General features: G+C 68.5%; 14 protein-coding genes. 4 read left to right on the top strand and 10 right to left on the bottom strand.

Annotation, left to right across the window (positions count from 1 at the left end; all coding sequences use genetic code 11):
- Positions 1-186 precede the first annotated feature (186 nt).
- Both NN4_RS07370 and ilvD read left to right on the top strand, forming a co-directional pair.
- On the top strand, positions 187-912 hold the full coding sequence (locus NN4_RS07370; RefSeq protein WP_186818312.1) for a PH domain-containing protein: 726 nt from the start codon (positions 187-189) through the stop codon (positions 910-912).
- Between the two features lie 315 nt (positions 913-1,227).
- Positions 1,228-3,069: a dihydroxy-acid dehydratase gene (gene ilvD / locus NN4_RS07365; RefSeq protein WP_147129201.1), complete on the top strand. Its 1,842-nt coding sequence runs from the start codon at positions 1,228-1,230 to the stop codon at positions 3,067-3,069.
- Between the two features lie 735 nt (positions 3,070-3,804).
- Here the strand turns inward: ilvD and NN4_RS07360 are convergent.
- Positions 3,805-4,662: a DoxX family protein gene (locus NN4_RS07360; RefSeq protein WP_147129200.1), complete on the bottom strand. Its 858-nt coding sequence runs from the start codon at positions 4,660-4,662 to the stop codon at positions 3,805-3,807.
- Between the two features lie 151 nt (positions 4,663-4,813).
- Here NN4_RS07360 and NN4_RS07355 point away from each other — a divergent pair, with 151 nt between their 5' ends.
- On the top strand, positions 4,814-5,917 hold the full coding sequence (locus tag NN4_RS07355) for a PQQ-dependent sugar dehydrogenase (RefSeq protein ID WP_147129199.1): 1,104 nt from the start codon (positions 4,814-4,816) through the stop codon (positions 5,915-5,917).
- A 297-nt stretch (positions 5,918-6,214) separates the two neighbouring features.
- Here the strand turns inward: NN4_RS07355 and gatB are convergent, their stop codons facing one another.
- From gatB to NN4_RS07310, 9 genes are all read right to left on the bottom strand, one after another.
- On the bottom strand, positions 6,215-7,720 hold the full coding sequence (gene gatB, locus NN4_RS07350) for an Asp-tRNA(Asn)/Glu-tRNA(Gln) amidotransferase subunit GatB (protein WP_186818311.1): 1,506 nt from the start codon (positions 7,718-7,720) through the stop codon (positions 6,215-6,217).
- Positions 7,721-7,774: 54 nt separating this feature from the next.
- Positions 7,775-10,303, bottom strand: a complete 2,529-nt coding sequence (locus NN4_RS47110; RefSeq protein ID WP_246180756.1) for an alpha/beta fold hydrolase — start codon at positions 10,301-10,303, stop codon at positions 7,775-7,777.
- Positions 10,304-10,385: 82 nt separating this feature from the next.
- On the bottom strand, positions 10,386-10,829 hold the full coding sequence (locus tag NN4_RS07340; protein WP_147129197.1) for a hypothetical protein: 444 nt from the start codon (positions 10,827-10,829) through the stop codon (positions 10,386-10,388).
- A 77-nt stretch (positions 10,830-10,906) separates the two neighbouring features.
- The gene (locus tag NN4_RS07335; RefSeq protein ID WP_147129196.1) at positions 10,907-11,941 is read right to left on the bottom strand and encodes an ATP-dependent 6-phosphofructokinase; all 1,035 of its coding nucleotides are present in this window, start codon (positions 11,939-11,941) and stop codon (positions 10,907-10,909) included.
- Positions 11,942-12,013: 72 nt separating this feature from the next.
- Positions 12,014-13,561, bottom strand: coding sequence for a serine/threonine-protein kinase (locus NN4_RS07330; protein ID WP_246180755.1), 1,548 nt, complete (start codon positions 13,559-13,561; stop codon positions 12,014-12,016).
- A 109-nt stretch (positions 13,562-13,670) separates the two neighbouring features.
- On the bottom strand, positions 13,671-14,498 hold the full coding sequence (locus NN4_RS07325) for a serine hydrolase family protein (RefSeq protein ID WP_147129195.1): 828 nt from the start codon (positions 14,496-14,498) through the stop codon (positions 13,671-13,673).
- Between the two features lie 52 nt (positions 14,499-14,550).
- On the bottom strand, positions 14,551-17,133 hold the full coding sequence (locus tag NN4_RS07320) for a serine/threonine-protein kinase (protein WP_246180754.1): 2,583 nt from the start codon (positions 17,131-17,133) through the stop codon (positions 14,551-14,553).
- 61 nt (positions 17,134-17,194) lie between these two features.
- Positions 17,195-17,884 (bottom strand): response regulator, encoded by a 690-nt coding sequence (locus NN4_RS07315; RefSeq protein ID WP_147129193.1) that lies wholly within the window; start codon positions 17,882-17,884, stop codon positions 17,195-17,197.
- Positions 17,885-17,939: 55 nt separating this feature from the next.
- Complete coding sequence (locus NN4_RS07310) at positions 17,940-19,268, bottom strand: sensor histidine kinase (RefSeq protein ID WP_147129192.1); 1,329 nt, start codon at positions 19,266-19,268, stop codon at positions 17,940-17,942.
- 157 nt (positions 19,269-19,425) lie between these two features.
- Here NN4_RS07310 and NN4_RS07305 point away from each other — a divergent pair, with 157 nt between their 5' ends.
- Positions 19,426-19,746 carry a hypothetical protein gene (locus NN4_RS07305; RefSeq protein ID WP_147129191.1) on the top strand — a complete coding sequence of 107 codons (321 nt, stop codon included), beginning with the start codon at positions 19,426-19,428 and terminating at the stop codon, positions 19,744-19,746.
- Positions 19,747-19,757: the final 11 nt, after the last annotated feature.

Below are 19,757 nucleotides of genomic sequence, written 5' to 3'. Positions count from 1 at the left end.
AACGCGAGCTGACGTATTCGACTCAGATAGTCAGGCTCAACGCTGGACGCGCCGGCCGATTACGAGAAGCTCGTTTCGATTCACGCGCATGACGGTATGTGTGCGTGAGCCGAAGAGTCAAACAGGTCCCATTATGTGGGATAGTGCGGCTGCTTGGGTCCTTCACCAGGATGCGAGGATGGTGGTGTGTCATCACCGCATCAGTCCGTGCCACCGGCTAAATCGTCCCACACCGCGCCCGAGGGATCGGACACGGGTGGCGGCTCGGCCGCCACTGTGATCCGCATCCCACGCCTGGCCTTCCTAGGTGTGTTCATCCTGTTCATGTGCGTGTTCTTCATGTTCGTCGGCTGGCCCTCCGGACTGTGGTGGATGCTGCTGATCCCCATGGCGGTGAGCGTGTGGGTGCTGCGGACGCAGACGACGGTCTCCGAGAGTGGGCTGGATTTGCGGACCGTGTTCAAGTCGCGGCATCTCGACTGGTCTCAGTTGAAGGGGGTGCGTATCCCGAAGCGTGGATACGTGCGAGCCGATTTGGTCGACGGGACCGAGGTGAAACTTCCCGCGGTGAGTTATGACCGGGTGCGGGATTTGGCGATTGCGTCGCAGGGGCGGATTCCGGATCCGTATGCGGTGCCGCCGGGTGATGCCGGTTCGGCGAAGTCGGCGGACGCGAGTGCGGCGGGCGCTGACGCGGATTCGGCGAAGTCGGACGACGCGGGTACTTCGACCACCGACGCGGCTGCGACCGAGACGGACGACGCAGAGGCAACGACCGCCGACGCTACGGTGGCGGACAGTGGCGCCCAGGGCGCGACGGACGAGGCCGGGACTGACCGCGACGAGGGCGAAGCTTCCAGCAGCATTGCCGAAGACGATGACACTCGCGGCAAGGACAGTAACAAGCAGTAGGCGCACACGCGGGAGCAGGAACAATCGCCGACGCTAGGATGTTGTCGGCGATGTGTCGGCAGACCGATCTCCGACTCGCACAGCGCGGCCCGACGCCTCCGGCAACTCCGGTGACACCGTCAGCGTCGACGAGAACCACTCGCGGCGACACCGGCACGCGGCACCGACTGACACCAGAACGGACCGGGACGACGGCCACGAGCCGCGCTGACCGGCAGGCCGGCCGATACCCACGCGGGAGTACCGTGGAGCGGCCGCCGAGCTGACTCTGCGCAGTCGCATCCCAGCCCCCCGCGACCAGACCGAGGACCATCAATGCCACCGCTTCGTTCACGCACCACCACCGTCGGCCGCAATGCCGCAGGCGCCCGCGCACTCTGGCGCGCCACCGGCATGACCGACTCCGACTTCGGCAAGCCGATCGTCGCCATCTCGAACTCGTACACCCAGTTCGTGCCGGGTCACGTGCACTTGAAGAACGTCGGTGACATCGTCGCCGACGCGGTGCGCGCCGCGGGTGGCGTGCCGCGCGAATTCCACACCATCGCCGTCGACGACGGCATCGCGATGGGTCACGGCGGCATGCTGTACTCGCTGCCGTCGCGCGAGATCATCGCCGACTCCGTGGAATACATGGTGAACGCGCACACCGCCGACGCGCTGGTGTGTATCTCCAACTGCGACAAGATCACTCCGGGCATGCTGAATGCCGCTATGCGACTGAACATTCCGACGGTGTTCGTCTCCGGCGGGCCGATGGAGGCCGGCAAGGCCGTGGTCGTCGGTGGCGTCGCGCAGGCGCCGACCGACCTGATCACCGCGATCTCGGCGAGCGCGAATCAGGCTGTGTCCGAAGAGGGTTTGAGCGAGGTCGAGCGGTCCGCCTGCCCGACGTGTGGCTCCTGCTCGGGCATGTTCACCGCGAACTCGATGAACTGCCTCACCGAAGCGCTCGGACTCGCGTTGCCCGGCAACGGTTCCACGCTGGCCACCCATGCCGCGCGCCGGGCGCTGTTCGAGCGCGCGGGCACCGTGGTCGTCGACATCGCCAACCGCTGGTACCGCGAGGACGACGCGTCGGTGCTGCCTCGTAATGTCGCCAACGCCAAGGCTTTCCGCAATGCGATGGCGCTCGACGTGGCCATGGGCGGGTCGACCAATACGGTTCTGCACACCCTCGCCGCCGCGCAGGAGGGTGAGGTCGACTTCGATCTGCACACCATCGAGGAGACCAGCCGCCGGGTGCCCACCCTGTCGAAGGTGTCGCCCAACTCCGATTACCACATGGAGGACGTGCACCGGGCCGGTGGCATCCCCGCCATCCTCGGCGAGCTGCGCCGCGCCGGTCTGCTGGAGACCGACGTGAGCACCGTGCACACGCGCAGCTTCGACGAGTGGCTCGACACCTGGGATATCCGCTCCGGCAAGGCTTCCGAGGAAGCCATCGAGCTGTTCCACGCCGCGCCGGGTGGGGTGCGCACGGTCGAGCCGTTCTCCACCGAGAACCGCTGGTCCTCGCTCGACACCGACGCCGCCGGTGGTTGCATCCGCGACTTCGAGCACGCCTACACCCGGGAGGGTGGGCTGGTCGTGTTGCGCGGCAACATCGCTCCCGACGGTGCCGTGCTCAAGACCGCGGGCATCGACGAGGAACTGTTCACCTTCCAGGGACCCGCGCTCGTCGTGGAATCCCAGGAGGAAGCCGTCTCGGCCATTCTCAACAAGAAGATCAAGGCTGGTGACGTGCTGGTCGTCCGCTACGAGGGTCCGGCGGGCGGGCCGGGCATGCAGGAAATGTTGCACCCCACCGCCTTCCTGAAGGGCGCCGGGCTCGGCAAGCAGTGCGCGCTGATCACCGACGGCCGCTTCTCCGGCGGCACCTCGGGCCTGTCCATCGGCCACATCTCCCCCGAGGCGGCCAGCGGCGGCACCATCGGCCTCATCGAAAACGGTGACCAGATCCGCATCGACGTCAGCACCCGCACCCTCGAGGTCCTCGTCGACGATGCCGTCCTCGCCGAACGCCGCGCCAAAATGGAAGCCTCCGAACGCCCCTGGCAACCCCTCAACCGCGACCGCCCCGTCACCACCGCCCTGCGCGCCTACGCCGCCCTCGCCACCTCAGCCGACAAGGGTGCAGTCCGCTATGTGCCGTAGTGGTTGCGGGTTTCGCCCAGACCAGCTGACCGGTAAACCCTAGCTGGACTTTGACGGGGCACCTCCCCGTCGTTGGCCGCCACCATGTCCCGTTCGCCGCAACCAACCGCCACACGTAGCGGCGAACGGGACATGACGCAGCGCCCACCCGACATTCACCGCCACCACGTCCCCCAACTGCCCGCGCATAGCAGCGAGCGGGACCTGACGGAGCGGCCACTCGACATTCGCCGCCACCACGTCCCATTCGACCCCTCACGTAACGGCGCACGGGGACATGACGGCACGCCCCTCGACACTCGCCGCCACGATGTCCCGCTCGAGGCAACCACCTCACATAGCGGCGAGTGGGACATGGGGCGCGGCTACTTCGGCAACTGCCGCCAACGCGTCCCGCTCGACCCCTCATGTTGTCGCGAACGGGACATGTGGGCGCGCCCACTCGACATTGGCCGCCACCACGTCCCCCAGCTGCCCGCGCGTAGCAACGAACGGGACCTCACGGCACGGACACTCGAAGATCGCCGCCACCACGTCCCGGCAACCGCCCGCGCGTAACAGCGAACGGGACCTCACGGCGCGCCCACTCGACATTCGCAGCCCCCACGTCCCGCAACTGCCTCGCGTAGCAGCAAGCGGGACCTGACGGCGCGGTCACTCGACAACCGCCTCCGGTCGCGGCATGCAAACAAGACTGCGCCCCTCGGAAGTCCGAGGGGCGCAGGGGGTTCGGGGTCAGTCGAAGGGGCCGATGCCGGTCAATGGGTTGCCGCCGTGCAGGTACCAGTAGGTGAAGATGGCGGCGGCTATGGCCAGGAGCAGGACTACGAAGGAGCCGGCGAAGGGGCGGGTAGCCCAGCCGCGGTTGCGGTCGAGGGCCCAGCGGCCGGGACCGGTGAGGATGATGACGGCGGCGACGCCCGCCAGGATGCTCTCCATTTCGACGCCGGTCGGGACGGAGGCCTTGTATTGGAAACCGGGGATCATGCCTTGCTTCCAGGCCCAGGCGTCGAGGATGACGGCGAGGACGGCACCTGCGGCGAGCGGGGTGGCGAGGCCGAGGACCAGGAGTGCGCCGCCGCCGACTTCGCCGATGGTGACCAGGATGGCCGACACGGTCGGGTGGTCCCAGCCGCCTTTCTCCATCATGTCGCGGGTGCCGTCGAGGCCGGGGCCGTTGAACCAGCCGGTCAGCTTCTGCAGGCCGTGGTAGATGAAGGTGCCGCCGACGATCAGTCGCAGCAGGAACAGACCGAAATCCAATGTGCCGCGGCGGTTCTCGCCGTTGCGGCGACGCAGCCTGCCGGTGTCGGTCGGCGCGTTCGCGGCGGGCGGGATGCTGGCGTAGGCATAGGCGGGCGACGCGTCCGGCGCGGTGCCGCTCGCGCCGACCGGCGGAACATCGGGATCCAGGCCGAGCTCGTCGTCGGTGCGCGGCACGTCCTTGGACAGCCTGGGGAACTGCTCGGTCGGCGAATCGAACGGGCTGCTGACGCCTCGACCGGTGGACGACACCGCCGACTGCTCGGCCGTGGACGGCGCTGAACGCTGGGCCGCCGAGGGGTCGGATGTGTCTTTCGGCTTCTCGGTCACGGCCAATACCCTATGCTGCGCCGCGCAACAGCGGGCACCAAACACTATTGGCGTGTCAGTTCCCGACAAAATACAGGTGCGCGGCCGGAATTCGGGGGCGCACCGGACCCGGGAGCGGCGGTGTCGGACGGTTTTCCGTAACGTCTGAGCTATGAGGTTGGTTGTCGTGGGTCGCGTTGCGGCGAGCTTGGTGCTCGGGTCCGTGCTGGTGTCCGGCTGCGCGCGGTTCGATGATTCGGCGTCGAGCCCGTTCACGCCGGAGCCGACGCTGCACGGGGCGAACATCGACCCGAAGAAACCGGGACAGGAGCAGACGTCGACCACCCGGCCCAGCGGGCCGTGCATCGACCCGGATCCCGCGGTGGTGGCCACCTGCCTGGACACCACGGGTGGACTGGTCGCGCTCGGCGACGGCGCGCTGGTCGCCGAGCGGCGCACCGGCCGCATCCTGAAGGTCGCGCCGGAAACGCCGCCGAGCGAGTACGCGCGGGTGGAGGTGGACGGCTCCGGCGACGGCGGTCTCAGCGACCTCGCGCTCTCCCCGACGTTCCGGGAAGACGGCCTGATCTACGCCTACATCACCACGCCCAGCGACAACCGGGTGGTCCGCATCGCCCAGGGCGGCGGCCCGCCGAAGGACATCCTCACCGGAATCCCCAAGGGCGCCACCGGGAACCACGGCGCCATCGACTTCGTCACGCCCACCCAGATGCTGGTGCTGACCGGTGATGCGGGCAACCCCGACGCCGCGAACTCCCCGTCCTCGCTGGCGGGCAAGCTGCTGCGGGTCAACTCCCCCGCCCCGGGCGCCGCCGCGGAGATCGCGGTGTCCGGCATCGGCGTCGCCGGCGATATCTGCCGGGACAGCAAGGACAGCGTCTGGATCACCGATCGCACCCCCGTCGAGGACCGGTTGCAGCGGCTCGGCGGCGACGGTGCGGTCACTACGGCGTGGACCTGGCCGGACCGCCCGGGCGTCGCAGGCTGCGCCGCCGCGACCGACGGTGTCGCGATCGCGCTGACCAAGGGCAAGGCCCTCGCCATCGCGGCGGCCGACGCCAACACCCACGAGGTCACCTCGGCGCCGACCCTGATCGCGCAGGACAAGTACGGACAGCTCGGCGGCGCGACCGTCGGCGCGGACGGCGCCATTTGGGTGGGCACCGTCAACAAGACCGACGGCCAGCCAGGGCCGAATGACGATCGGGTAGTACGCATTCCGCCGCCGCAGTCCGGTGGGACCGGACCGGACTAGACTCCGGCGAACGGTAAACGGGCCGACTCCACGGAGTCGGCCCGTTTACATTGCGAAGGTGGTTGCGTCCGAACAGGTCCGGCGGATGAGCCGATCCCCGCGCAGCAGACGCAACGGAGAGTCGGCAGTGCCCGACTACAGCCCAACCGTTGCGAGGCAACGCAACCCGTCGATGCGCCTGACTGCCGCGCCGCCGAACCTTCGCGAGGCAACTCAACCAGTCGGCAGCCCACGTCGTGTCGAACTGCCTAGCGGCAAACCTCGTCAATGCCTGCAACCCCCTGCAGGCCAGCAGGTTCAGCTGCAGGCCGCCAGCACGAGCTCCCGCACGCGCGCCGCATCCGCCTGTCCGCGAGTCGCTTTCATCACGTCGCCGACGATCTTGCCCGCGGCCTGCACCTTGCCGGAGCGGATCTTCTCGGCGATATCCGGGTTCGCGGCGAGCGCCTTCTCCACCTCGGCCTGCAAAGCGCTGTCGTCGCTGACCATGCCGAGCCCCTTGGACTCGACGATCTGGGCGGGCTCGCCCTCGCCGGCCAGCACGAAGTCGACAACCTGCTTGGCGACCTTGTTGTTCACCGTCTTGGCCTCGACCAGGTTGATCACCTCGGCGACCTGGGCGGGGGTGATCGGCAGATCCTCCAGCGCGACCTCGCGCTCCTTAGCCTTCTCGGTCAGGTAGGCGACCCACCAGGAGCGCGCCTCGTTGGCGGGGGCACCCGCGTCGACGGTGGCGATGATGAGGTCGAGCGCGCCCGCGTTGACGAGGTCGCGCATCACCTCGTCCGACAGTCCCCAGTCGGACTGGATGCGGGACCGGCGCAGCCACGGGTACTCCGGGATGGTGCCGCGCAGTTGCTCGACCCATTCCGCCTCGGGCGCAACGGGTTCCAGGTCGGGCTCAGGGAAGTAGCGGTAGTCCTCGGAGGTTTCCTTGATCCGGCCCGGCGAGGTGGTGCCGTCGGTCTCGTGGAAGTGCCTGGTCTCCTGCACGATGGTGCCGCCACCGGCCAGCACGGCGGCCTGGCGGCGCATCTCGAAGCGGACGGCGACCTCGACGCTGCGCAGCGAGTTCACGTTCTTGGTCTCGGTGCGGGTGCCGAATTCCTTGGCGCCGATCGGCATCAGTGACACGTTGGCGTCGCAGCGCAGCGAACCCTGCTCCATCTTCACGTCGGAGACGTTGAGCGACCGGAGCACCTCGCGCAGCGCGGTGACGTACGCGCGGGCTACCTCGGGGGCGCGCTCCCCTGCGCCGGTGATCGGCTTGGTGACGATCTCGACCAGCGGCACACCGGCTCGGTTGTAGTCGAGCAGCGAGTGGCTGGCGCCGTGGATGCGACCGGTCGCGCCGCCGACGTGGGTCGACTTGCCGGTGTCTTCTTCCATGTGCGCACGCTCGATCTCCACCCGGAAGGTGCTGCCGTCGTCGAGCAGCACATCGAGGTAGCCCTCGGTGGCGATGGGCTCGTCGTACTGGCTGATCTGGTAGTTCTTCGGCTGATCCGGGTAGAAGTAGTTCTTGCGCGCGAACCGGCCCCACGGAGTGATCGAACAGTTCAGCGCGAGCCCGATGCGGATCGCCGACTCGACGGCCTTCTCGTTCACCACCGGCAGCGAACCGGGCAGACCGAGGCACACCGGGCACACCTGGGTGTTCGGGCCAGCACCGAATTCGGTCGGGCACCCGCAGAACATCTTGGTCGCGGTGGACAGCTCGACGTGGACCTCCATGCCAAGCACCGGCTCGAACCGGGCGATGACATCGGAGTAATCCATCAAGTCGAGTGTGGGTGTGCTCATGGCTGACATTCTATGTAAAGCCCCGCACGGGAACGCACGGGCTCACACCCACGCCTACTTCGGTTGGACCCGCTGGGTCAACCAGCCAGTGACATAGGTGAGTACCTCCGGCGAGACAGTCGTCTCGATCTCGCTGTACTCGTCGGGACGCCCGGTCTCGGTGGGTTGCATCAGGTGATTCAGACCAGGGAACACATGAACGGTCGCATCAGGGTTGGCGGCGAGGGCGGCTCGCATCGCGGGCTCGCTCTGGCCGGGCGGCACCTGCAAGTCCTTTTCGCCGAAGAACGCGAGCACCGGAACGCGCAGCGCCGACAACGCCGGGGCCGGATCGTAGGCGACCAGAGCGGCCAGGTACGGCGTGATCCCGGCGGTGACCTGGGATTCCGGGGCACGCTGGTCGGCGGGCTTGGCCTCGTTCTGCTTGCGCACCAACTCCTTCGCCCCCGCCAGGTCACCCGCTTTCAGCAGTGCCGCCAGTTCGGCGGTTTCCCGGACCTGTTTGTCGACGGCGTCGGCGGGGGCGCCGCTGGCGGCGGTGATCAGCCGGGTTTGCTCGACGAGCACGTCGGCACCCGAGACGCCCGGTCCGGCCATCAGGATGAGGAAGGCGACACCGCTGTCGGGCCGCGCGGCGACCATCGGCGCGAGGTAGCCGCCTTCGCTGTGCCCGAACAGGCCGACGCGGGCCGGGTCGATGTCCGGGCGACCACGCAGGAAGCCGACGCCCGCCGCGGCGTCATTGGACAGATCGGTGTAGTTCGCGTCGTCCAGCTTGCCGCCGGTGCCGCCGACGCCGCGGTCGTCGACCCGGAGGACGGCGTATCCCGCCCTGGTCAACGTGTCGGCGATCAGCAGGAAAGGCTTGTGGCCGAGCAGTTCTTCGTCACGGTCCTGTGGTCCGCTGCCGGTGATCAACAGGACCGCCGGGAAAGGTCCGGTGCCCTCGGGCTTGGTCAGGGTGCCCGCGATCGTCAGGTCACCGTTGCGGTAGGTGACGTCCTCGGCCTTGTACGGGAACGGCGGCTTCGGCTCCTGCGGGCGGACCGGCGGAGGCAGTTTGCCGCGCTGCAGCACGAGCCGGAACGTCTCGCCGCCCTGGAGGAAATCGCCGGTGATCTGGTCGGGGCCTTGTTCGTACTCGCCACGGAACTTCGGGTCGCCTGGGACATCGGCGATCGCGAAAGACACCCCGCTCCGATCGGACTTCACGTCCTTCAACTCCACCGACTTGACGCTCTGCGACGGGATGTCGATGGTGGCCGTGCCTTTGTCGGTGAACGTCACGCCGATCTGAGTCGGCCGCCCCGGCACCTCGATCGCACCGTGCCAGTCACCGGTTGTCGGCTCTGGTGGATTCGAGTCCGATCCCGAAGAGCAGCCCGCGACCAGCGTCGCAATCACGAACAGTGCCAACGCGATCAGTCGCCCAGTGCGCATGTCCCAACAGTACCGATCCCCGGTGACACCTTCGGCGTGGCGCGGGCGGACGACCAGACTCGTGCCAAGTCCAGCAGCTGGCGGAGTTCGGTGTCGAAGTCCTGCGCGGGCGGAAAGGGTTGCTGCACAAGGCCTGTGTTGGAGGGCGGAACTCCGGCCCGCCGGGCACCGGCCGCCAGTGCGAGGCGGTTCGCGTAGTCCCTCAGCTGTACGTCCTGGTGAGCCGCCGGAGACCTGATGTGCGCGGGAGGCAGGTAAGGCCCGAGATGCAGTAGCGCCGTCCCGTATCTCGACGGTCATCCGTAGGAGACGGGCGGTCGTGTCGCGCCGAGTCAGCCCGTCACCCGCGGGGAACATCACGATCTCCGGCACGGCCGCGGTGACGTCGCGCCACAGCGGACGCAAGCGACAGCAGATCCGTCCGTCACGGTCCAGGCCCGCGTATTCCAGCAGATGTCCGACCACCGGACCCGCGACGAGTGTGCTAGCGAGAACGGCCGCGAAGGTGAAGGCGATCTCCGCCCGGCCGACCGGTGGATACCCCAGGTCCCACCCGAGGACTATTTCGCCGGCCATGAGCACCAGTGCCACGTACGTCGGCACATAGGCCAGCAGCATCAGCGCACCAACCGCTTTCGCAAGCGGTTTCCGGTTTTCCCGCCGGAGTTCTCGAAGAGCCAGCCGGGTCTGCACCAGGGTTGTCGCCGCCAGGGGAACTCCCTGTGCGGCCCAGACGACGAGCCCACCCCAGTTCAGGTTCGGGTCGGGCAGTTGTTCGGCACGTCCGGCGGTCGGCCCGGCGATCAGTGTCAACACCGCCGCCAGCAAGCCGACCGCACTGTAGATCCGCTGACGCCGCCAGGTCACCGCCGGGTCGGCGCCGGGTTCCCACAACCGGGCGAGGCCGTAGAGGTGCATGACGAACATGACGATGCAGCCCAGCGCGAGCTGGTTCGCCACACTGCTGATGCTCGTGGTCTGCGTGCAGCGAAACAACACCAAGCCGCTCAGGCCCCACAGGAACGAACGATTGACCAACTGGTCGGAGATGGTGTTCCTGGTGAAGAGCAGTCTGCCCGCGCCGACGATGGCGATGTAGCCGATTACCGGCCACGCGATGAGCCCGGAGATCGGCGATGTCAACACTGCCCCTTACTGACCGACCAGTCCGTCGGGGGCGGAGTTTACCTACCGGTTCCGTACAGAGTCGACCGTACGGAACTCGTCATTCCCCGCGCGCGTAGCGGACCGAGGCGGCGACGGCGTCCATGTCGAGGTTCAGACTCGGGTCGCGATCCTGGGCCTCGTGGAATTCGAGCATGACGTCGTCGAAGGTGCTGCGTCGGGCGGAGGTGATCAGCGACTGGCGGACGTAGTCGCTGAGCGGCAGGCCGGTGGCGTAGGCGCGGCGACCGAAGGTACCGAGGGCGTCGGCGGGCAGGTCGTAGACGTCGATGAGGGCGACGGCGGCGGCATCGATCTCCGGGATGAGCTCGCGGCCTTCGGACTCCAGGAACTCCACGACCGTGTCGTCGGCGGTGCGCTTACGGGCCAGCGCGATGAGCTCTTCGCGCACGTAACCCAGCAGCGGGAGTCCGGCGGCGCCTGCCCGACGCCGCAGCACGGCGACGTCGGCGTCCGGCAGGTCGTTCACGTGTAAGTCGGCCATGCCCGCCAGCGTAACCCGGCGGCCCCGGCCGCACCGCCGAGCATCCGCTGATCGGCTGGGTCCCTGGCGAATTCGGGTCAGCCGAAGAAGGCCTCGGCCTCGCGATAACGCTCGTCCGGCACCCGCTTGAGCTGCTTGGTGGCCTCGGCCAGCGGCACCAGCTCGATGGCGCTGCCGTGCAACGCCACCATCTGCCCGAACTGACCCGCGTGCACGGCCTCGGCGGCGTGCAAGCCGAATCGAGTGGCCAGCACCCGGTCATATGGGGTGGGGCTGCCGCCGCGCTGCACATGGCCGAGCACCGTGGTGCGGACCTCCTTGCCGATGCGGCGTTCGATCTCCGCGCCGAGCTGCTGGGCGACACCGGTGAACCGTTCGTGCCCGAATTCGTCGATACCGCCCGCCCGCAATGCGAACCCGGAATCCTCGGCGGGATGCGAGCCTTCGGCGACGACGCAGATGAAGTGCTTGTCCCCGCGCTGGAAGCGGCGCTTGATCATGGCGCACACCTCGTCCACGTCGAAGGGCACCTCGGGCACCAGCGTCAGGTGTGCGCCCGCCGCCATGCCCGCGTTGATCGCGATCCAGCCCGCGTGCCGGCCCATCACCTCGACCAGCATCACGCGCTGGTGCGACTCCGCGGTGGTGTGCAGCCGGTCGATCGCCTCGCTGGCGATGCTCAGCGCCGTGTCGTGGCCGAAAGTGACGTCGGTGCAGTCGATGTCGTTGTCGATGGTCTTGGGCACGCCGACGACCGGCACCCCTTCGTCGGCCAGCCAGCTGGCCGCGGTGAGCGTGCCCTCGCCGCCGATCGGGATGAGTGCGTCGATGCCGTTGTCGTCCAGGGTTCGTTTGATCCGGCCGAGCCCGGCGCGCAGCACGTCGGGATTGGTGCGGGCGGTGCCGAGGATGGTGCCGCCCTTGGTGAGCAGCCGGTCGGTGCGGTCGTCATTGTGGATCTGGATCTTGCGATCCTCCAATAGACCGCGCCAGCCGTCCTCGAACCCGACGATCGCGTCGCCGTAACGTCCGTTCGCGGTGCGAACGACAGCACGAATGACCGCGTTCAGTCCGGGGCAGTCTCCGCCTCCGGTCAAGACTCCGATGCGCATGGCCGCTATCTTGCCCCGCCCGGCCCGGTTCGGCAGGCCGACCCCCGGGTGGGCCAACCTCTTTCGCGAAACTCAGTAGATGTAGACGATCGCGTTCTGCCCGCCGGTGCAGGTGACCAGGCCGTCCAGGGTGACGCACTCCATGGTGAAGTTCTGCCGCAGGGGCGGGCTGAACGCGGTCACCTGGCGGGTGCCCGCGGCGTCGGATCCCTCGCCGTAGGCCTTGCGCAGCTCCTCGGCGAACTCACACGAGGTGACCTCGGTGCCGATCGCCGAGTAGAGGAAACGGCCGGCCGGCGGATATTTCGTCTCGCAACCCCTGGCGGTGGCCGGGACCGGGGCGAGCGTCAGCGACGCAGGGCCGGAACTGAAGGAGCCTCGACCCAGCCAGCCGACGACACCGGTCAGCGCGAGCACGACGATGAGCGCACCGACCACCGGCAGCCACCTGCGCCGCGACCGGCGCTGCCGCGGCGCGACCTCCTTTTCCGGGGTCACTACGGATTTCGCGCCGGTATCCGCGTCGGGGCTCGGCTCGAGAACGCGATGTGGTTCGCGCAGCACGACTTCGCCGCGCGGGCCCTGCCCTCGATTCGGTTCCGGCCGCATGATCCGGCCGGCACCGGGCCGCCCATTGACCGGCGGCCGCACGATCGCGTCCGTCGGCAAGGCGTTCGGACTCCGCTGTTCCGGGCCGACATTCGGAAACACCACGGTAGGCGGCGCTTTCGGCAGCACGGCGCCCATCTGGTCGGTCGGCAACTCGGTGACCGCGACGACCGGCCGACCGGTGAGTGCCGACTTCGCCGCCGACGCCAGCCCGCCCGCGGTCGAGTAGCGGTCCGTCGGCCGCTTGGCCATGCCCCGCGCGATCACCTCGTCCAAGGCGGCGGGCACCCCCGCCCGGACCGCACTCGGGCGCGGCGGCGGCATCGAAAGATGTGAGTGGATCAGCACACTCATCGCCTCGGCCCGGAACGGTGTTGTGCCGGTGAGGCATTCGTAGAGCACACAGGCCAGCGAGTAGACGTCGGCGGTGCCGGTGACCGGACCGTTCTCGAAGCGTTCCGGCGAGATGTAGCTGTAGGAACCGACCGCGGCCTCGCCGGTGCCGGTCATGTTGGGATCGTTGGCGGACCTGGCGATGCCGAAATCGGCGAGGTACGCGAAGTCCGAGGCGGTGACGAGAATGTTGGCAGGCTTGACATCCCGGTGCACCAACCCCTCCGCGTGCGCGGCGTCCAGCGCGGCGGCGATCTGCTCGACGATGCCGATCGCGCGCGCCGGTGTCAGCGGTCCCTCGCCGCGCAGCACCGAGCGCAGATCGTGGCCGCGCACCAGCCGCATGTCGATGTACAGCACGCCGTCGATCTCGCCCCAGTCGTGGATCGGGATGACGTGCGGCTCGGCCACCCGCGCGGCCGCCTGCGATTCCCGGCGGAACCGCTGCTGGAACATCGGATCTTGCGCGAGCTCGGTCGGCAACAGCTTGACCGCGACGACCCGGTCCTTCACCGTGTCGTAGGCCTCATAGACCTCGCCCATGCCCCCGCGGCCCAGCAGCGAGCGCAGCTCGTAGGGACCGAATCGAGTTCCGATTCTGGTCCGCGGTCCGTCCACCCGTCACCTCCACCTCACATGCGCGACCCGGCGCACTGTAAGCCCGGTGGCCTACATCCGATACGTCGGGATTTTCAGGGGTTGCCGTTACCCGGTCGAACTCGGCTGATCAGGCAGGACAGCGACCGCCGGACAGCTCGTCCAAGTGCTGGGAGATAACGGTGGACAGCTTGTCCAGCATCGTCATCCCGTCGGAGAACGCACCGGAGTCCGGCTGTGCCGCGAATGCGATCGCGATCTGTCCCGACGGCGTCGAGATCAAGCCGAACTGCCGGACCAGGTACGCGCCCGAGGCGTCCGGACCCCAGCCACCCTTGAACTCGGCGCCGCTGAACGCGCCGAGGCCCCAGCGCTGGGCCGATTGGACCTGCTCCATCAGGTTGATCACGGTCGCGGACTGCGGCAGGCAGGGCAGTCGCGAGGCGAACCGAACCTGTTCGGCCAGTGACCATTCCGCCTGGCCGAAGGCCGAATGCTCGGACCTGGTTCTGGCGGCGGGCACGGTGGTCTTGCTGTCGCCGCCCTCCCGGAGCACCGACTGAACCGCCTGCGCCGCTTCCTGATTCGTGCCGAGCGATTGCCACAGCGTGTCGGCGGCGGCGTTGTCGGACGCGGTGATGGCGGCCGACACCGCGTAGGAGGCGTTACCCGGGTTGCGCCGCAGGGCGGCAATGGTCAACGGCACCTTCATGGTCGACCAGGCGGGGCCGGTGGTCCAGTCGCCGAAGCTGACCACCTGGTCGCCGCCGACCGGCATGATCGCCAGACCGAGGTGTCCGCGCACCCCGGCCTGTAGTTCCGCGACGCTCGCGGCCAGGGTGCCGGGGACGGTGATGGACAGGCCTTTTTGGTCCGCATGCGACGCGGCCTCGGTAATGCTGGTCTCGTCCGCGTCCGAACGGTCGGCGCCCGACCCGCATCCGGCCACCAGGAACATGGCTAATGCCGCACAGCTCAATGCTTTTCGGACACGAGCCGCGCGGGATCGATCAATATACATACACCACCGCATTTTCGCCGCCACTGCACGTGACGAGCTGGCCTTCACTGAGGCAATTCATCGTGTAGGTCCGGCCGGTCACCGGGCTGGTCGCCACCACGGTGCGCGGTGCGTTCCGCGAGGTGGTGCTTCCGGGGCTCGCCTCGGCGTATGCCCGCCGGACTTCCTCGGCGAACGCACACGTCGTCGCGGCGGAGCCGGTGGCGGACTTGGTGAACGCACCCGAGCCCGAATCGCCCTGGGTACACGGCTTCGCACCGGCGGGCAGCGGAACCGCCGTGGTCGTCTTGGCCGGGGCGGAGGAGGTGACCGGCGGTGCCGACGGACTGCCCGGCGCCTGCGGTTGCGGACTGGCCGTCGGTACCGGAGCGCCGGCCTGCTGGTCGGTGGGCTTCGCGACATTGGTGGAGGTGAACACCTGCCAGCCCACCACTCCGACGACCGCCACCACGACGATCACCACCACCGCGATCAGGATGGGCAGCACGATGGACCGGCGCTTGCCGGTCGAGTAGGGCTCTTCCTCCGGGTCGTAGTCGTCGTACTCCGGCGCGTAGCCCTGCTCCGGGTACTCGCTGCGGCTTGCATAGTTGCTCTGCGGCGGATAGTCGACGCGAGCGTGACCGCCGGGCTCGGAAAACCTTGCGGGATCGTAGTAGTCGTCCGGTGCGGAATAGGCTTCCGGCGGCGTGTACCCGCCCGGTGCCGCGTAGACCTCGGTGGGCTGGTGATCGTCGGGATAGTCGTCGGAGGGATAGTCGCCGGCGCCCGGGGGTCGCCCGAAGCCGGGTTCATCAGGGAAGCGCGTCGTCTCGTATTGCTGGGCGGCCGAGTATGCTTGACCGCCGACGAAGGGCTTGTCCTCCGAATATGCCTGCGCCCCAGGGTGTTCCGCATACGGCTGGCCGGGCTCGGCCGAATAGGCTTGCGCACCTGGATGCCCCGGATACGGCTGTCCCTGGCTGTCCGAATACGGTTGGCGACCCGGCTGACCCGAGTAACCCGGCCCCTCCGAAGGATCCGAGAACTGCCGCCCGCCCGGCTGATCCGAGTACGGCCGGCCCTCAGGTCGATCCGAGTCCGGCGGTCCCTGAGGCTGGTCCGGATACGGTTGCCGGCCGGGCTCGTCCGAGTACCTTTGCCCCCCGGCCGCACCTGAATAGGGCAGTGCTCCGGGCCGACCCGAATACGGCTCGCCACCGAGCGGCTCCGCGTCATTCCGGCCGGGCTGTTCCGAGTACGGCTGTCCGCCAGGCTGATCCGAGTACCGCTGCCCACCGGGCCGCTCCGAGTAAGCCGGTCCCCCGGCAGGACCCGGATACGGCTGTCCGGACTGATCCGGATACTCCGGTCCCCCACCATGCTCCGAATACACCTGTCCCCCGGACTCCTCCGAGTACAGATGCGCGTCGGGGAACGGCCGCACCGGCGGCAGACCCTGATCGGGTGTCCACCGCGGCGTCGGTCCGAGCGGCGGCGTGGGTTCCTGCGCGGACGACAGCGTCGTGAACTGGATCTCGGTCGGCCGCACCACGGTCGGCGCGCTGGGCAGGATCACGGCGGAGATCTCCCCCGTCGACTCCGGCGGCACCCCACCCGCGCCGGGCGCGCGAACCACCAGCATCGGACCGGTAGGCGGCGGTACGTTGGGCGCCCCGATCGGCGGCGACACATTCGGCGCACCCGCCGAATTCGCACCCGTCGACGGCGCACTCGCCTGCGGCACGCCGGTCGAGGGCGCACTGCTGAGCGCGGCCCGCGCCGCCAGCGCCATGGCGGATGCGGTCGGCCACCGATCGGCCGGATCCTTGGCCATGCCGCGGCTGATCACCGCGTCGAGTCCGGCCGGGATGCCCGCCTGCTGGGAGCTCGGCCGCGGCGGTGTCTCGGAAAGATGCGACCGGATCAGCACGTTCATGCTGGCGGCCGGGAAAGGTGAAGCACCCGTCAGGCACTCGTGTAGCACGCAGGACAGCGAATAGATGTCGGCCCGGCCGGTCACCTGGGCGACGTCGAAGCGTTCCGGCGCCATGTAGATGTAGGAGCCAACGGCCATGCCGACCATCGTGACGGCGCTGTCGCCTTCGGTGTGCGCGATGCCGAAGTCGGCGAGGAAGGCGTGATCGGCGGCGGTGACGAGAATGTTGGCCGGCTTGACGTCGCGGTGCACCAGTCCGCCCGCGTGCGCAGCGTCCAGCGCCGAGGCGATCTGTTCGACGATGCCCACCGCGCGAACCGGACTCAGCGGTCCTTCCTTGCGCAGCAGGGTGCGCAGATCGACGCCGGGCACCAACTGCATGTCGATGAACAGCACGCCGTCGATGACGCCCCAGTCGTGGATGGGCACGATGTGTGGCTCGGCGACCCGCGCGGCCGCCTGCGATTCGCGCCGGAACCGCACCTGGTACGCGGGGTCACCGGCGAGTTCCTCGTGCAGCAGCTTGACCGCCACCACTCGGTCTTTCACCGTGTCGTAGGCCTCGTAGACCTCGCCCATGCCCCCCTTGCCCAGCAGTGACCGCAATTCGTACGGCCCGAACCGTGTACCGGTTCTGGGCCCAGGTGCCTCCACCCCGTCAATCCTCCACATCCCGGGCCGGATGTGCACGCATAACTCTCACAACACCGGCCCGTCAAAGAGTGGATTCTCCGGGTGTCACCACCCCGTGGTCAAACGCAAAGACGATCGCGGCGGCCCGATCCCGCAGCTCTAGCTTGCCGAATATGTGTCCGACATGGCTTTTCACGGTCACTTCCGAGATACCCAGTTCGCGGGCGATCTCCGCGTTCACCCGGCCGCGTCCGATCAATTCGAGCACCTCGTACTCGCGCGCTGTGAGATCGGACAACCTCGCGCTCGTGCGTGTCGCGCTCGGCCGCACGGTGCGATAGGCCGACAGCACCCGTTCGGTGACCGACGGGTCGAGCCAGGCGCCACCACCGGCGACCATCCGCACCGCGCGAATCAGATCCTCGGCCGGCGAATCCTTGAGAATGAACCCCGCCGCGCCTGCGCGCAGCGCACCGGACAGCAGCTGATCGTCGTCGAAGGTGGTCAGCACCAGCACCGGCGGTGATCCGTCGCGCGAGCGCAGCAGGCGGGTGGCGTCGATGCCGCCGACGCGTTTCATCCGCAGATCCATCAGCACCACGTCGGGCCGCGCGGCCGCCACCGCGGCGACCACCTCGTCGCCGTCGGCGCATTCGCTGACGATGAATCCGTCCCGGCGGCGCAGGATCCGGCGCAGTCCGCCGCGAACCAACTCCTGGTCGTCGACTACCAGGACGGTCACCGCGTCTTCCGCGGGTGATGCCGCTGTCACAGGGCCTCCCGTACGTTGCGGGGAGCGCACCCCGTCTGTGGAGTGCGGCGGGCCGTCATCCCGCCTCCCGGTTCACCGCCGCGCCGCCGAGCGGAATGCCCGTCAGGAGGCACGCACCGCGCACCGGAGCCAGCGGGATGGACGCACGGACCGACCAGCCGCCGTCGCACTGGCCCGCAATGATCCGGCCGCCGAGCAGTTCGGCCCGCTGCACCATCCCCGACAGGCCCATCCCGGTGCCCGGTTGTGCGGGCAGGCCGGCGGGCAACGTGTTGTGCACCGTCAGTGTCACCGCGGCCGAGTCCACCACCACCTGCATGAGCGCGGACCCGCCCGGCGCGTGTTTGACGACATTGGCCAGCGACTCCTGCCCGATCCGATACAGCGCGAGCCCGACCGCGGGTGAGACCGCACGCAGGTCCTCGGCGCACACGTAGCGCACGTCCAGCCCGGCTCTGGCGAAGTCGCCGACCAACGTCGCGATGTCCTCCACACCCGGTTCCGGCACGTGTTTCGACGGTCGCGCGTCGAGCAGCCCGACGGTGCGCCGGATATCGGCCATGGCCTGACGGCCGAGTTGCTCGGCGTCGGTGAGCGATTCCACCGCCTCGTCGACCTCGCGGTCGGTCTGCAGCGCGTGCCGTGCCGCGGTGAGATGCAACAGCGTGATGCTCAGCGAGTGCGCGATCACGTCATGCACCTCGCGGGCGATTCGGCGGCGTTCCTCGTCGGCGGCCTGGGCCGCGCGGATGTCTTGGTAGCCGCGCTCCTGATAGAGGAAGCGCCGCTGATATTGCAGCAGCACACCGACCATCCACCCGAACGCAACGGTGACGAGATAGGTCGGCAAACCCTCCGACAGGTTCCCGTAGATGTCGAACAGGACCAGTTCGAGCATCATCGCGGCGGTCACCGGCACGCTGATCCGCTTGGCCGTGATCGCCGACACCTCACCAGCCGCGGCGACGAGCACGAAAGGTGCGAGATCCGGCGAGACCGGCTGGAGGAGAAACAGCGCCTCGGCCGCCATCGCGAACAACCCGAGCGTCACCGGCCGTGGCATCACCCCGAGGAACGCGTACATCGGGCCGAACGCGGAGGTCAGCAGCACGGCCAGGATCGGAAGGGCGGTCGGAAAGTAGCTGTGCCGCTGGATCGCCGCGCCGATGGCGACGATGACCAACGCCAGATCGACCGCGATGATGACCGACGGCGGATAGTCGAAGGGCAGTTCCTCGACCCGCCGCTGGAACGAGGTCACCGGTTGTCTGGCGAACTCGGCGATCCGTTCCCCGCTGCGGCGCAGACCGACAACCACGCGCCGCCACACGCGGGTCACCAGCCTCGGCTCGCCGGCCGGGGCGGAGACGCCGATCACACCCATGCGGTAAGGCTAACCGCCCGCTCGCGGCCCGTACATCGTTCCTGAAGCGGGTCGCTTCTCCTACCGTGGGCGGAGATCTATTCGGGTCCGTGGCACGAAGACAGGTGGACCGGCTCGTCCGTAACGTGAGTTGCAGCGTCACAGGGAGGCGAGGCTCATGTCCTGGAAAGATCAGCACGCCCGCACAGAAGTTGTGCACACCGTCCTGGCCCGGGCCGCCGTCGATCCGGGCGATCCGCACCTGTTCACCGGGATTCCGGAGCTGGAGCGGCTGTTCGGCGGCGCGGAGGGTTTGCTGCTCGCGCTGCGCTATCGCTGGAATATCCACCTCGACGCGAAGCTGGACCAGGCGATGGCCCAAGGACAGTCGGCCATCGATGCTTATCTGGAGCTGGCCGCCGAGCAGCCGGTGCTGCGCGCAGTCCTCGACGCACAGTATCGTCGCCGCCACCACGCGCCGGAGGCCATGGCGCGCTAGCGCGGCGGACG

This window comes from Nocardia ninae NBRC 108245 (genome assembly GCF_007990755.1).
Lineage (GTDB): Bacteria > Actinomycetota > Actinomycetes > Mycobacteriales > Mycobacteriaceae > Nocardia > Nocardia ninae.
This window is presented reverse-complemented; position numbering and strand designations above follow the sequence as displayed.